General features: G+C 72.1%; 11 protein-coding genes. 4 read left to right on the top strand and 7 right to left on the bottom strand.

The genetic code is table 11. The features are described 5' to 3' along the window. The first annotated feature begins 57 nt into the window (after positions 1 to 57). Positions 58 to 990 carry a Rieske 2Fe-2S domain-containing protein gene (locus KBY32_RS24370; RefSeq protein ID WP_210981621.1) on the top strand — a complete coding sequence of 311 codons (933 nt, stop codon included), beginning with the start codon at positions 58 to 60 and terminating at the stop codon, positions 988 to 990. Positions 991 to 998: 8 nt separating this feature from the next. Here KBY32_RS24370 and KBY32_RS24365 read toward each other — a convergent pair whose 3' ends face one another. Continuing rightward, positions 999 to 1,592 (bottom strand): hemerythrin domain-containing protein, encoded by a 594-nt coding sequence (locus KBY32_RS24365; RefSeq protein ID WP_308293788.1) that lies wholly within the window; start codon positions 1,590 to 1,592, stop codon positions 999 to 1,001. A gap of 10 nt (positions 1,593 to 1,602) precedes the next feature. After that, on the bottom strand, positions 1,603 to 2,802 hold the full coding sequence (locus KBY32_RS24360) for a hypothetical protein (protein WP_210981620.1): 1,200 nt from the start codon (positions 2,800 to 2,802) through the stop codon (positions 1,603 to 1,605). Between the two features lie 294 nt (positions 2,803 to 3,096). Between KBY32_RS24360 and KBY32_RS24355 the strand changes: the two genes are divergently transcribed. Continuing rightward, complete coding sequence (locus KBY32_RS24355) at positions 3,097 to 3,570, top strand: SPW repeat protein (RefSeq protein ID WP_247689897.1); 474 nt, start codon at positions 3,097 to 3,099, stop codon at positions 3,568 to 3,570. A 9-nt stretch (positions 3,571 to 3,579) separates the two neighbouring features. On the opposite strand, the gene KBY32_RS24350 is transcribed toward KBY32_RS24355, so the two are convergent. From KBY32_RS24350 to KBY32_RS24340, 3 genes are all read right to left on the bottom strand, one after another. Next, on the bottom strand, positions 3,580 to 5,445 hold the full coding sequence (locus tag KBY32_RS24350) for a glycoside hydrolase family 76 protein (protein ID WP_210981619.1): 1,866 nt from the start codon (positions 5,443 to 5,445) through the stop codon (positions 3,580 to 3,582). An 85-nt stretch (positions 5,446 to 5,530) separates the two neighbouring features. Next, positions 5,531 to 5,917, bottom strand: a complete 387-nt coding sequence (locus tag KBY32_RS24345) for a helix-turn-helix transcriptional regulator (protein ID WP_210981618.1) — start codon at positions 5,915 to 5,917, stop codon at positions 5,531 to 5,533. A gap of 192 nt (positions 5,918 to 6,109) precedes the next feature. Continuing rightward, complete coding sequence (locus KBY32_RS24340; RefSeq protein ID WP_055620259.1) at positions 6,110 to 6,484, bottom strand: hypothetical protein; 375 nt, start codon at positions 6,482 to 6,484, stop codon at positions 6,110 to 6,112. Positions 6,485 to 6,848: 364 nt separating this feature from the next. Here KBY32_RS24340 and KBY32_RS24335 point away from each other — a divergent pair, with 364 nt between their 5' ends. Together KBY32_RS24335 and rph are read left to right on the top strand one after the other, a co-directional pair. Further along, positions 6,849 to 9,125, top strand: coding sequence for a catalase (locus KBY32_RS24335; protein WP_210981617.1), 2,277 nt, complete (start codon positions 6,849 to 6,851; stop codon positions 9,123 to 9,125). Between the two features lie 234 nt (positions 9,126 to 9,359). Further along, positions 9,360 to 11,954, top strand: coding sequence for a rifamycin-inactivating phosphotransferase (gene rph, locus KBY32_RS24330; protein WP_210981616.1), 2,595 nt, complete (start codon positions 9,360 to 9,362; stop codon positions 11,952 to 11,954). Between the two features lie 73 nt (positions 11,955 to 12,027). Here rph and KBY32_RS24325 read toward each other — a convergent pair whose 3' ends face one another. Together KBY32_RS24325 and KBY32_RS24320 are read right to left on the bottom strand one after the other, a co-directional pair. Next, complete coding sequence (locus KBY32_RS24325; protein ID WP_247689896.1) at positions 12,028 to 12,534, bottom strand: ATP-binding protein; 507 nt, start codon at positions 12,532 to 12,534, stop codon at positions 12,028 to 12,030. A 218-nt stretch (positions 12,535 to 12,752) separates the two neighbouring features. Beyond that, a complete protein-coding gene (locus KBY32_RS24320) occupies positions 12,753 to 14,363 on the bottom strand; it encodes an MFS transporter (protein ID WP_210981615.1) in 1,611 nt (536 codons plus the stop codon). Positions 14,364 to 14,378: the final 15 nt, after the last annotated feature.

Genomic DNA, 14,378 nt, shown 5'->3' with positions numbered 1-14,378 from the left:
GCCGGGGCGCTCGGACCGGCCGTTTGCCTCGTCGTATGGGTGGTAACCCGGGCGGGCATGAGCGAATCGCCACGCCGTCCACCGGGACGGAACCGTGTCCTGTCGTTGCTGGACCGTCTGGAGCGCGAGCCCGCGGCCGACCGGGTCGTCGACGCGCTGCGCACGGGGGTGCGGGCCCTGCCGCTGGGGCGCGCCCGGGATCTGCTGCACGGCCGGCCCCTGGGGCATCCGGTGCACCCGCTGCTGGTGCAGGTGCCCATCGGCAGCTGGCTGTCGGCGGCCGTGCTGGATCTGCGGCCCGGCCGGTCGCGGGAGTCCGGGCTGCTGATCGGGGTCGGACTGGCCGCCGCGGGACCCGCCGCCGTCGCCGGCTGGGTCGACTGGGCCGAACTGCACCGGCAGCAGCAGCGCGTCGGCCTGGTCCACGCCCTGTCGAACATCGCGGCCGTCGGCCTGTACGCCACCTCGCTGACCTGCCGGCTGCGAGGCCGTGAGGCGGCGGGCCGGGCGTACGGCTTCCTCGGGCTGACGGCGGTCGGTGTCGGGGGCATGCTGGGCGGTCATCTGGCCTACCGGCAGGCGTCCGGCGCCAATCACGCGGAGGAGGTGCCGCACGTCGTCACCGAGGGCTGGCACCGGGTCGGGGCCGTCGCGGACTTCCCGGTCGGCGAGGCCGTGCGGCGCAGCGTCGACGACGTGCCGGTGCTCGTGGTGCGGGAGACGGGCGGGGAGGTCCACGCGCTGGCCGAGCGGTGCAGCCATCTCGCCGGGCCGCTCGCCGAAGGAACGATCGCCGACGGCTGTGTGCGGTGCCCCTGGCACGGCAGTGTGTTCCGGCTGTCGGACGGCTGGAACGTGAGCGGTCCGGCCACCGCCCCGCAGCCCTCCTTCGAGACCCGGATCATCGGCGGTCATGTCGAGGTGCGGCTGCGGCACCAGAACGGCGGGCGGCCCGCCCGCAGGCAGGTCGCCCGTTCAGCGCGTCCGTAGGAGGGGGGTCAGCCGCCCTCCCCCATCGTCTTGCGGACCGTGTCCCGGGTGCGGTCCATGAGGGCCGCGACCGGGCCGACAGCGATGTTCGCCGCACCGGACTCCACGCCGGGGTGCGGCCGGGTGGGCGCCATGGACTCGGCGGCCTTGACGGCCTTGGCCATCGTGGCGAGCTGCCCGGGGTCGGCGCTGCGCCGGATGTGCGTGAACTCGTACCGTTCCTCGGCACGCGCGTGTTCCTGGACCTCGGTGCGCAGCTTCATCAGCCGGGGCATGAACGTGGGGTCGTCGGTGTCGGCGTCGTCGAGGGCGGCCAGGGTCTCCTTGGCCGCGCGTTCCTCGGCGAGCCGGTCCTCGACGACCTGTTCACCGCCCGCGAGGTTGCGCCGGGCGTACGGGTGGACGACCTCCTCCTCGGCGGTCTCGTGGACGGCGAGCAGCCGCACCAGGCGGCGGAACGCGTCCCGGCGCTCCTCGCCCTGACTCGCCTCGACCTCGTCGAAGAGGTTGCGGATGTCGCCGTGCTGACGCATCAGCAGCGCCACCACGTCGTCGTCCATGGCCCGGTCGTCACCGGCCTGCGGGGTGTCGAGATCACTCACTGGCGTCCCCTCACTTCTCGCGCATGGCGGGGTCCGGGTGCTCGCCCTCGGACTGGACGCGGTACTCGCGGCCGAACATGTCGTCGTGCATCGCCATGACCCGCTCGCTGGGCGGCTCCTCCCCTCCGTGGATCTGCTCCTGCATCTTCTCGAAGCGCTCATGGGCCTCGCGGACGTAGCCGGCGCCGAGCGTGGTGAGGTCCATCTGGGTGTCCAGCAGCTCCCGCAGGTACTGCTTGTTCGGCTCGAAGGTGAGCACGTCGGGCAGCTCCGGGGCGAGAACGGACGCCGGGTCGCGGCCGTCGTGGCGGCGCATCAGGTCGCAGGCCTCGTGGAGGTGCTCCAGCTCCATGTTGAGGTGCAGCTCCCAGATGGCCTTGACCTTCGGGTCGCTCTCCTGCTCCATGAACGAGTAGTACAGGTAGCACTCGTTGTACTCGTGGTTGACGAGCTGCTCCCACCACGTCTCCCCCGGGTCCACCAGGGACTCGTAGTGGGTGACGTGCTCCTCCTCGATGAGCCCGATCTCCTGGTAGAGCTGGCGGGCGATGGGCTCCATGTAGGTGGGCCCGGTGTTCATGTAGAAGTTCATGGTCTGCTGCTCGGCCGCCATGATCGTCAGCGCGTGCAGCTTGGACAGCGGGTCCGTCCGGTCCTTGTCGTAGGGGTCGCGGACGTTGTCGACGGGGTTGCGGTGGTGGTACTTCGTGGGCCGGCCGGGCATGACCTCGCTCAGGTTGTCGACGATCGACTCGGCCTTGCGGTGCTCGATCATCTCGTACAGGTTGGCGTACCGGTACAGATGGTCGAAGTCCTCCAGCACACCGAACTGGTACGCCTGCTTCAGGTAGGGGTCGGGCTCCATCCGGGCCACCCACGCCGTCAGGTCCACCGCGACCTGCTCGTACGCGATGGTCGTCTCCAGCACCGAGGAGACGCCGGGCAGCAGCCAGTTCACGACCTTCTGCTGCTGCGCCTCGATGTACCGGGTGCGTGCGAGCTGCCGTTTGATCTCGGGGTCGACGGTGTTGCGGGCGAGCTGGTGGCTGAAGAGGATCGCCTCCACCTCGATGCCGTTCATGGCGATGATGCGACACCGTGTGTACGGGTCACAGCGGTCGGGGTCGATGGGCGGGACGTCGAGTTCACGCCAGTTGCGCAGTTGTTTGTCCAGCGGGATACCCCGCTGCTCCAGAGGGTTGAAGGTCACGTAGGCACTCCTCGATCGGGGTGAGGGGCCGCAGTACCCCTGCCGCTGGAAGCCATGCGGCGGGCCGCGCGCCACAGGCCATGTTTCAGCCGTCCGGCCGTACCAGCCACCACACAGGGGCGGGAGCCCCACGTTCGGGCCTCCCGCTGGGCCGACTGGCGGCACTCGCGGCGCGCCCCACGCCATGGGCGTCTCCGGGATCGGACGGAATCCGGGGCCGGGCCATGCGTGCACCTCGGATCGGGGGTACTCGTGGGGCGCAATCGGGGGCCCCACCACCTCGGAGGTGAAGCCATGGCGACCTCTTCCCGGTCCTCCATGGAGACCCATCCGGACATCCTCGACATGCGCAAGCGCCATGAGATGGCGGAGCGCGCGTCGACCACCCCGCGGGGGCAGGCCATCGAGACGCTGGCCCTGCTCACGGGCCTGTATCTGGCGGCGTCGCCCTGGATCGCGGGGTTCAACGGCCTGACCACGCTGGCCGTGAACAATCTGATCCTGGGGATCGCCTACGCGCTGCTGATGAGTGGCGGCTTCGGGCGGGCCTACGAGCGCACGCACGGCATGGCCTGGGCCTGCTGCGCGCTGGGCCTGTGGACGATCATCTCGCCGTGGGCCGTGGCCGGTGACGTCAGTACGACGAGGTCGGTCGTGAACAACGTCATCGTCGGCGTCATCGCCCTGCTGCTGGGGCTGGCCGCGAGCGCGGCGGCCAAATCGGCCGACGCTCCGTCCGCCAAGCGTCGCGGCATGCCCACCACCTGACGCCGTCCGTCACCGGCGCCCTGGGAGTCCCTCCACCGCTGTGAGGGCTTCCAGGGCGCTTGCCTGGGTGCGCCAGTCGGCCGGGTTGGGGGCGGTGCCGGCCCAGCGCTGGCCCAGGCGGTTGAGGGGGTCCCGGTCCTTGGTCCAGATCGAGTCGGCCTGGCGGGTGAGGTAGGCGCGGTGGGCGGCCGATCCGGTGGCGTCCGCGAAGTCGGCCAGATGGCGGACGAAGATGCCCTTGAACTGCTTCTGGTTGTCGTCGCAGGACGCGGTGCCGAGGTCGCAGGACTCGGTGAGGACGCCGTCCCGGGTGAGCTGCGGGGAGGTGACGGCCGCGTCGGCGAGCCGCCGGGCGGTGTCGAGGTAGCGGCGCTCGCCGGTGCCCCGCCACAGCTGGGTGAAGGCACCGATGGCCAGGCCCTGGTTGTAGCTCCACACGGTCTGGCCGTTGTTGGCGCAGCCCGCCGTCAGACCGTCGTTGACGAGTCCGGCCGCGTTGATCATCCCGCTGTCCAGGTACCAGTTGGCGGCCGTCGTCGACCGGCCGCCCCAGAGGGTGTCGCCCGGCAGACGCTGGTGCAGGGCGGTCGTCAGCCACAGATACAGCCCGTTGGTGACGGCGTTCTTGTAGGTGCGCTCGCGGTCCCACCACACGCCTCCGCCGCAGGTGCGCGGGTCCCAGTACTCGTGCACATAGGAGGTGATGGTGACGGCCTCGTCCAGATAGCGCCGCTCGCGGGTGAGGTCGTACGCCGTCAGCCAGGCGACCGCCCACCAGGCGGCGTCGTCGATGGCGCGGCTGATGAAGTGCCCCTCGACGGGGTCGGAGCCGCGCGCGCCGGCCGGGAAGACGCCCTTGTTCTGCTCGTAGGTGCGGGCGACGGCCCAGTCGTAGTCGTGCCGGCCGGTGCGGCGCGCGAACTCGGCCACCGTGGTCACGGCGACCGCCGAGTTCCACCAACTGCTCCGCCACCAGCCCTCGTCGGTCCGGTACGACGCCATCAGGGCGTCCGCGGCGGCCCGGGCCCGGGTCGGGGCGGGCCGCGCCCACGCGGTGCAGGCGCCCTCCTGGCGGTCGGCCGCCCGCCCGCAGGCCCGGACCGCCCCGCCGTACAGCAGGCCGCGCGGGTCGCGGGTCGCGACCATGACGGTGTGTGTGCCGGACCCGCCGGCCGGTACGGACGTACGGCCCAGGGAGGAGCCCTCGGGCCAGGTCGCGCCGCCGTCCCAGGAGCGGTCCAGCCAGATCTCGTCGCCGGCGCCGCCCCCACCGATCGTCGCCCAGGCCATGCCGCGTGCCTGGTCGACGTGCAGGTCGATGGCGCGTCCGAAGAGGGTGGCCGTCGGTACGGGCCGGTCGTCGCCGGACGCCCCGGCGGGGTCGGCGCCGTCGCAGGACGAGCCGTCGCACACCGTCGGGTACACCCAGTCGGTGCAGGTGACGGCCGCCGCGTCGCCGCAGGCGCGGATCCAGCCGCGGCGGTGCGCGACCGGGTCGGTGAGGTTGTACATGAGGGTGCGGGTGCCGGTCCACGTCCCGGGCACGGTGGCCTTGCCGAGCAGGGGTTCCCAGGTGGCGCCGCGGTCCCAGGAGCGGTCGAGCCATACGGCGTCGCCCTGGGTCGCCCGGTCGATGCTGGCCCAGGCCATCGAGTCGGGGTCGGAGACGTGCAGGCGCAGCAGGAGCCCGTTGATGACGCGGTCGGCGACCGGGAAGGTGTCCTGCTTGGCCTTCGACGGGTCGAGGGTGTCGCAGGACAGGGCGCACACCGGTGCCGGGGCGGCGTGCGCCGGGCTGGGGTGGGCCGTCAGGCCGGCCGCGGCGACGGCCAGGGCGACGAGCCCGCCGAACAGGCTGCGCATCCGTATCGGCATGACGTCCCGCTCCTGTTCCCCCGCACCACCGGAACTACGTCATGTCCACGACAGCACCGTCCGGCCCCCTTGTCCAGGGTGCGCGTCAGCCCACGCCGGCCCCGCCGGACCGCCGGGCCACCGCGGCCACCGGCGGCGCGGAGCCGTCGGACTGCTGCAGCTCCGCGAGGAGCTGGTTCCGGCCGGCCAGCAGCTCCGTGAGGATGCGCCGGGCGGCCCGCAGCAGCTCGGCCACGTCACCGCCGGCGAGCGCGTAACTGACGGTCGAACCCTCCCGGATGGAGACCACGATGCCCGCGCGCCGCAGGACGGCCAACTGCTGCGACAGGCTGGAGGGTTCGATCTCGATGTCGGCGAGCAGGTCCCGCACCGGGACCGGGCCGTGCTGCAGCAGCTCCAGAACCCTGATGCGCGCCGGGTGCCCGAGCATACGGAAGAACTCCGCCTTGGCTTGATAAAGGGGAACGTGCATCACGCTCTTCCTGCCGGTCCGTCAGTACGTCTCCCATGACGCGGCGGACCGGAGGGTCCGGACGCGTCATGGGGTCCCGCTCATCCTGCTCTGCCCGGGCGGCCGGCGTTCACGAAGTGCGGCCCTCTCCATGTGATGACTTGAAGAAGTCTTCAATTCGTGGGCGCACGGCGGCCCGGAACGGCCGAAGAGTCAGACCTCGAGTTGTTCCTCGAGCCGCTTGAGCTGGTGGCGGGCCATGGCGAGGTTCGAGCGGGCCTTGTCCAGGACGAGGTAGAGGAACAGGCCGTTGCCTCCCCGGCCGGCGATCAGCCGGATGACGTGGTACTGGTGGCTGAGCGTGATCAGGATGTCCTCGACCTCGCCCTTGAGGCCGAGGTGCTCCATGGTCCGCACCTTGGCGCGGATGACGTCCGTGTTGCCGGCGGCGGCGACGTTGAGGTCCAGGTCCTTCCCCCCGCCCAGCGTGCCGAGGGCCATACCGCTGGTGTAGTCGACCACGGCCGCTCCCAGCGCCCCCTCGATCCCCGCCATAATCTCCTTCAGCGTGACTTCCACGTTCGCCATCGGCGCCTCCCCTTGTCGGTGCGTTCGGCGGGCGCCGGTCTCGGCCCCGCGAACGGCACCGTAGGCCGATCCGAGGGGCCCGGGGGGCGGCCTGTACGGGAACGACACCGACCGATCGGAAGATATGAAGAACGGATCGGTGAACGATCACGCCTGACCGGCGCGTGCCGTCCCGGTGGCCGTCCCGGACGCCGGGCCGGAGCCTTCCTGGTCGCGGTGGCCCACGCGGTACGGAGGGGGCTCGCGGGGTTCCTGGGACGGGGGGATATGTCCGGCACAGCCGGGTACTCGGCGCCGGATCCCACGGCAGCCGGCCCTTCCCGCCGGCGGGCCTCAGCCGGGCGGAAGCAGAGGAACGATAGCGATGAGCCAGCCCAACCCCCTCAAGCGGGCGGCGGACAAGGTCACGGAAGCCGTCCAGGGCGACGGCAAGGGCCCCGAGGACGGGATTCCCGGCAAGCCGGCCCCGCAGTCCCCGACGCTCGCGGAGCCGACCGAGCCCATCGAGCCCCTGCCGCCGAAGCCGGACCAGAGCGGGCCGGACACCATGTCCCCCACCGGTCAGGCGACGGGAGCGGCACGGGCGCGCATGGCTCAGTCGGGGGCCTACCTGACGGACGCCCAGGGTGTCCGCCGGTACGACACCGACCACTCGCTGAAGGCGGGCCCGCGCGGCCCGGTCCTGCTCCAGGACCACCATCTGCGCGAGAAGGTCATGCACTTCGACCACGAGCGCATCCCGGAGCGGGTCGTGCACGCCCGCGGCGCGGCGGCGCACGGTGTCTTCACGAGCTACGGCACCGCGTCCTCCGTGACGAAGGCGGCGTTCCTGGCGCCGGGTGTGGAGACGCCGGTGTTCGTGCGCTTCTCCACCGTCCTGGGCTCCCGGGGCTCCGCGGACACCGTGCGTGACACGCGGGGCTTCGCGACGAAGTTCTACACCGAGGAGGGCGTCTTCGACCTCGTCGGCAACAACATGCCTGTCTTCTTCATCCAGGACGCCATCAAGTTCCCGGACATCATCCACGCCGGCAAGCCGCACCCGGACCGGGAGATCCCGCAGGCGCAGAGCGCGCACGACACCTTCTGGGACTTCGTCACCCTGCACACCGAGGCCACCCACCACACGCTGTGGAACATGTCCGACCGGGGCATCCCGCGGTCGTACCGGATGATGGAGGGCTTCGGCGTCCACACCTTCCGGCTGGTCGCCGAGGACGGTTCCACGACGCTGGTGAAGTTCCACTGGAAGCCGAAGCTCGGGGTGCACTCGCTGGTGTGGGAGGAGGCGCAGCTCGCCGGCGGCGTCGACCCGGACTTCCACCGCCGTGACCTCGCCGACGCGATCGAGGCCGGCGCGTACCCGGAGTGGGAGCTGGGCATCCAGACCTTCCCCGACACCCCCGACCAGATGTTCGAGGGCATCGACCTGCTGGACGCGACCAACATCGTGCCGGAGGAGCTGGCCCCCGTGCAGCCCATCGGGCGGCTCACGCTGAACCGCAATCCGTCGAACTTCTTCGCCGAGACCGAGCAGGTCGCGTTCCACGTCGGTCATCTGGTCCCCGGGATCGACATCACCGACGACCCGCTGCTCGCCGGGCGGCTGTTCTCGTACCTGGACACCCAGATCACCCGGCTGGGCGGCCCGAACTTCGCGCAGATCCCGATCAACCGGCCGCACGCACCCGTCAACGACATGCACCGCGACGGCTTCCACCAGGACGCCGTGCACCGCGGTGTCGCCCCGTACCGGCCCAACTCCCTCGACGGGGGCTGCCCGTTCCTCGCCGGGGCGGACAACGGCGCGTACATCGAGACGCCGGTGCGGGTGCCGGAGGGCACGAAGGTCCGCGAGGCGCCCGAGTCGTTCTCCGACCACTTCAGCCAGCCGCGCCGGTTCTGGCTCAGCATGAGCGCGGTCGAGCAGGAGCACATCGTCGGCGCCTACACCTTCGAGCTCGGCAAGTGCTACGAACAGGCCGTCAAGGAACGGGCGTTGCAGGTGCTGGCCAACATCGACCCCGGTCTGTGCGCCCGGGTCGCCGAGGGCCTGGGCCTGCCGGCGCCCGAGGCGACCGTGCCGTTCGCCGACGTGGAGCCGAGTCCGGCACTGTCCCAGGTCGGTCAGGTGTGGCCGACGGAGGGCCGGCTCGTCGGCATCGTCACCGCCGACGGCGGCGACCTGGACGGCGTACGGGCGGTGCGGGAGGCGGTGCTCGGCGCGGACATGGTGCCGCTGGTCGTCGCCCCCACCGGCGGCACGCTGGGCACGGGCGACGACGCGGTGACCGTGCAGCGGACGTTCGTGACCGCGCGGTCCATCGAGTTCGACGCGGTCCTGGTGGCGGGCGCGCCGGCGGCGGGCGGCGACGCGTACGGCTCCCGTGACGCCAAGGCACTGCCCTCCGGCCCCCCTGCGGGCACGGACCCCCGGGTGGTCCAGCTGCTGGCCGAGGCCTACCGGCACGGCAAGGCGATCGGTGCGTGGGCGGGCGGCGAGGCGGCCCTGGAGGCGGCCGGCGTCCCCGTCGACGCGCCGGGTGTCGTGGTCGGTGACGACGGCGCGGCCACGCTGGAGCGGGTGCGGGAACTGATGGGCGCGCACCGCGTCTGGGAGCGGTTCACCACGACCGTCTGAGTCACACGGCGGGCGTGCCGGTGGACGTCCGACAGCGAAGGGCGAGGAGATCCGTCTCCTCGCCCTTCTCAACGTATAGCCCACATGGGGGCTTGCGGCAAGGCCCCCATGAGGGCGCAGAATCGGCGGCCGTTGCCACTGCCTGCGGAAATGAGGGCTCGACGTGCTTGTGGTGTGGTCGGCGTACCAACGGTCGCTTGTGCCGTGCGGGACGACCGGGGCGGAGGTGGCGTGGTGACCGAGCCCCTTGTGGTGGACCTTTGGGACGTCGACGCGACGCGGATCGCCGACGTCGGCGGCAAGGGCGCCCACCTGGGCGAGCTGTCCCGGATCGACGGCGTCCGGGTGCCCGACGGGTTCTGTGTGACGACGCACGCCTTCCGGCGAGTCGTCTCCGCGTCGCCGGAGGTCGGTGAACTGCTCGACCGGCTGTCCCTCGTGGACGACAAGCGCGCGGCCGGTGACCTCGCCGCGCGGCTGCGCCGGGCCGTCGAGGAGACACCGCTGTCGGACGAGGTGGCGGCGGCGATCACCGGCGCGCTCGCCCGGCACGGTGAGCGGTCCGCGTACGCGGTGCGGTCCAGCGCGACGGCGGAGGACCTGCCGACCGCCTCCTTCGCGGGCCAGCAGGACACGTACCTGAACGTCGTGGGCGCGGAGGAGATCCTGCGGCACGTCAGCCGGTGCTGGGCCTCGCTGTTCACCGAGCGGGCGGTGACCTATCGCGGACGCCAGGGCCTCGACCACCGTACGGTCCATATGGCCGTGATCGTGCAGCACATGGTGGTGCCGCGGGCGTCCGGCATCCTGTTCACGGCCGACCCGGTGACGGGCGACCGCCGCACGGCGACCGTCGACGCGGGGTTCGGCCTCGGCGAGGCCCTGGTCTCCGGACTGGTCAACCCCGACGTGCTCACGGTGCGGGACGGCGAGGTCGTCACCCGGACGATCGCCGCCAAGCAGCGCGCACTGCAGGCCCTGCCGGGCGGCGGTACGAAGGAGACGGCTCTCGATGAACGACGGTCGCGGGAACCGGCCCTGACGGATCATCAGGCCGTGCGGCTGGTCGCTCTCGGCCGGCGGATCGAGGCGCACTTCGGCAGCCCGCAGGACATCGAGTGGTGTCTGGCCGACGACGGCTTCCATATCGTGCAGAGCCGGCCCGTCACCACCCTGTTCCCCGTCCCCGAGCGCGACGACGACACCTTCCGCGTGTACGTCTCCGTCGGGCACCAGCAGATGATGACCGACCCCATGAAGGCGCTGGGGCTCTCGGTGTGGCGGATGGTGGCCATGGCGCCGATGCATGAGGCGGGCGGACGGCTGTTCGTCGACGCCACCGCCCGGCTGGCCGCGCCCGCGAGCCGGGCCGCCCTCCTCGACGTCATCGGCAAGGGCGATCCGCTGACCCGGGACGCGCTGGAAACCGTCCTGGAGAGCGCGGAGTTCGAGCCGGCGCCGCCCGGCGGGGCGGGCCCCGGTGGCCCGCTGCCCGGGGACGGGACCGCCCCGATCGAGACCGATCCGGGCATCGTCACCGAGCTGATCGAGCGCAGCCGGCGGTCCGTCGCCGCGCTGGAGCGGGACATCCGCACGAAGACCGGCCCCGCGCTGTTCGACTTCCTGCGGGAGGCCTTCGAGGAGCACAAGCGGGTCCTCGGTGATCCGCTGAGCATGCGGGTGATCATGGCGGGCATGGAGGCCACCTGGTGGCTGAACGACCGGCTGGAGGAGTGGCTCGGGGAGAAGAACGCGGCCGACACGCTCACCCTGTCCGCCCCGGACAACGTGACCTCCGAGATGGGCCTGGCGCTGCTCGACGTCGCCGACGTGGTCCGCCCACACCCGGAGGTGGTCGCCTTCCTGCGGGGCGTCGAGGACGACGACTTCCTGGACGAGCTGCCGAAGCTCCCCGGGGGAACCGAGGTACGGGACGCGTTCGAGTCGTATCTCGACCGGTACGGCATGCGCTGTGTCGGCGAGATCGACATCACGCGGCCGCGCTGGCGCGAGCACCCGAGCGCGCTCGTGCCCGTCGTCCTCGACCACGTCCGCGGCTTCGAGCCGGGGGCCGCCGCCCGCCGCTTCGAGGAGGGCCGCCGGAAGGCGGAGGCGAAGGCGCACGAGGTGCTGGCCCGGCTGCGGGCCCTGCCCGACGGGGAGAGCAAGGCCGAGGAGACCCGGCGGATGATCGAGCGGGTCCGGACCTTCATCGGCTACCGGGAGTACCCGAAGTACGGCATCGTCGCCCGTCTCTTCGTCTACAAGCAGGCGCTGCTACGGGAGGCCGACCGCCTGGTGCGGTCCGGTGTCCTCGCCGGCCGGGAGGACGTCTTCCACCTCACGTTCGCCGAGTTCGAGGAGGCCGTGCGCACCGGCCGGGTGGACGAGGGGCTGGTACGGCGCCGTGCGGAGGCCTTCCGGTCCTACCGCGCGCTGACCCCGCCCCGGGTGCTCACCTCGGACGGTGTGGCCCTCACGGGGGCGTACCGGCGGGACGACGTGCCGCCCGGGGCCCTGGCCGGTCTGGCGGTGTCGGCCGGGACGATCGAGGGGCGGGCCCGTGTGGTCCTCGACATGGCGGACGCGGACCTCGCTCCGGGCGACATCCTGGTCACGCCGTTCACGGATCCCAGCTGGTCACCGCTGTTCGTGGGGATCGCGGGCCTGGTGACGGAGGTGGGCGGGCTGATGACGCACGGCGCGGTGATCGCCCGGGAGTACGGCCTGCCGGCCGTGGTCGGGGTGGAGGGCGCCACCCGGCTGATCCGGGACGGGCAGCGGATCCGGGTGCACGGGACGGACGGCTATGTCGAGCTTCTGTCCTGACCGCGACGGCCATAGCGAGCTGGCGCTATAGCGAGCTTCTGTGCTGACCGGGACGGCCAAAGCGAGCTGACGGCTACAGCGAGCTTCTGTCCTGACCGCCGGGCCGGCGCTCGGTTCCGGCGGTGTGGGGCTCGTCGACCAGGCTGATCCGGGCCGTGATGCGCTTGCCGACCTCCTCGCGCTGGGCCGAGAAGCCCTGGGAGACGGCCATGACGATCTCCAGACCGTGCTGTCCGACCCGGCCGGCGTCGGCCGCCCGGGCGACGGGCAGCACGGGATCGGAGTCCCACACCGCCACCTCCACGGCGTCGCCGTCGATGCTCAGGTCCATCCGGGCCGGACCGGGCGCGTACTTGCGGGCGTTGGTCACCAGTTCGCTGACGACGAGCTGGGTGAGGTCCATGCCGCGCTGGGACAGGGGCACGCCGTACTCGCTCTGCGCCCGGGTCAGGAAGGCGGCGGCCATGTGGCGGGCGTCGGCGATGGCGGTGCCGTCCCCGTCCAGCGCGACGCTCGTGCGCAGCACGGCACTCTCCGCCGCGCCCGCCCTCTGCATGCCCGTGGGCTCTGGATCCCTCATCAATGCCTGCGCTCCCCGTTCGTCCGCCCGCGCCTACCCACGCGCGGCCGGTCCACTCCCCACGCCCGGCCGCCGTCCGGCCCGCCTCCCCGGCGGCGCCGTCCGATCCTGCCACCCCCGGCATACGACGGCGCTCGGGCACGAACTCCCAGCGTGCAGTATCGCCCACCCGGCGCGGGCCCGCACGGCCGACCCGGATTCCGGACGGCACGGCCTGCTCAGCCCGAGCCGGGCTGCCTCGTCGGGATGCGTGAGGTGAAGAAGAGGGCGAGGGCGCAGGCGAACGCGAGGATGGCGAGGGCGGCCCGCAGTCCGTCGAGGCGGGCCTCGGCATTGGCGTCCAGCGCCGCCCGGGCGACCTCCTCGTCCACGCCTTCCTCGTCGAGCGCGTCTCTGAGCTGAGCGTCCGACAGGAACGTCACGCCGCTCTGGAGTTGTACGGCGGCCCGCTCGCCGATCTCGGGCGGGACCGCCGGGTTCTGCTCGAAGCTGGTCAGGAACGACGAGGCGAGCACGCCGATCAGCAGGGAGCCGGCGAGGGCGGTGCCGATGGACGAGCCGAGGTTGGTGACGGCGTTCTGGATGCCGCCGACCTCCGCGCTCTGCTCGTCCGGCACCGCCGACACGGTGACCGCCCCGAGCTGGGAGGCGAGCGCGCCCGTGCCGAGGCCGATGAGCAGGAACGGCACCGTCACGACCTCCGCCCCCGCGTCGGCGTCCAGCGCGGCCATCAGGACGACCGCCCCGGCGAGCAGCGCCAGGATGCCGAGCCGGACGACCCGGCGGGGTGAGACGTCGGGGAGGAAGCGGGGGATCAGGGTGGCCGCCGCCAGCAGGGTCAGCGACAGCGGCAGCAGCCGTGCGCCGGTCTGGAGCGCGGACAGGCCGAGGGCGATCGACAGATACAGCGGGACGACGAAGAACACGCCCATCAGGACGAGGTACTGGAAGAAGAACATGGTCAGCCCGCCGGTGAGCTGCCTGACCCGCAGAAGCGCCGGGTCGACGAGCGGATCGCGGTGCCGGGCGACCAGATGTGCCTCCCAGTGCAGGAACACCCGGATCAGCAGCACACCGGCCAGCATCAGCCAGACAACGAGCGACACGCCGAGCCAGTCGGGGGCGCCGGGACGGGGGCGGAACCAGCCCCATTCGTCGGAGCGGAGCACTCCGTACACGAAGGTGCCGAGGCCGAGCGCGGACAGGGCCGCGCCGATGAGGTCGAGGCGGGGGCGTCCGGCGCTCAGCGGGTCGCGGATGTGCCGGGCCACCGCCAGGATGGCGGCCACCACGACCACCTCCCCGGCGAACACCCAGCGCCAGGAGAGATAGGTGGTGGCGAAGCCGCCGATCAGCGGGCCGAGGGCGATCGCCACGGCACCGGCCGCCGCGACGAGTCCATAGGCGGCGGGCCGTCGTTCCGCCGTGAAGTTGCCGGCCACGAGGGCCACGATCGCGGGCAGGATGAGGGCCGCTCCGACGCCCTCCAGGAAGGACCAGCCGAGCAGCAGCACGGGCAGGTTCGGGGCGAGGGCGGTGGTGAGGGAGCCGCATCCGTAGATGACGCAGCCGATCGCGAAGGCGCGGCGGCGGCCGATGACCGCGCCGACCTTGCCGCCCGGGATCATGAGCATGGCCATCACCAGGGTGTACGCGGTGATGGCGCCCTGGATGCCGGTGACCGTCGTGCCGACGTCGTCGGCGACCGTCGCGATGGAGACGTTCATGACGGAACTGTCGAGCGCCATGAGGAACTGCCCGGCGGCCAGCGTCCACAGGACGAGCCGCCCTTTCGTCGCACCCTCGGCCGTGCCGGTCCCGGACGTCATGAGCAAGGCATTGCC

Source organism: Streptomyces sp. RK62, from assembly GCF_018070255.1.
Taxonomy (GTDB): domain Bacteria; phylum Actinomycetota; class Actinomycetes; order Streptomycetales; family Streptomycetaceae; genus Streptomyces; species Streptomyces nigra.
The sequence above is the reverse complement of the archived record's forward strand: the minus strand, read 5'-3'. Positions and strand labels throughout refer to the sequence as shown.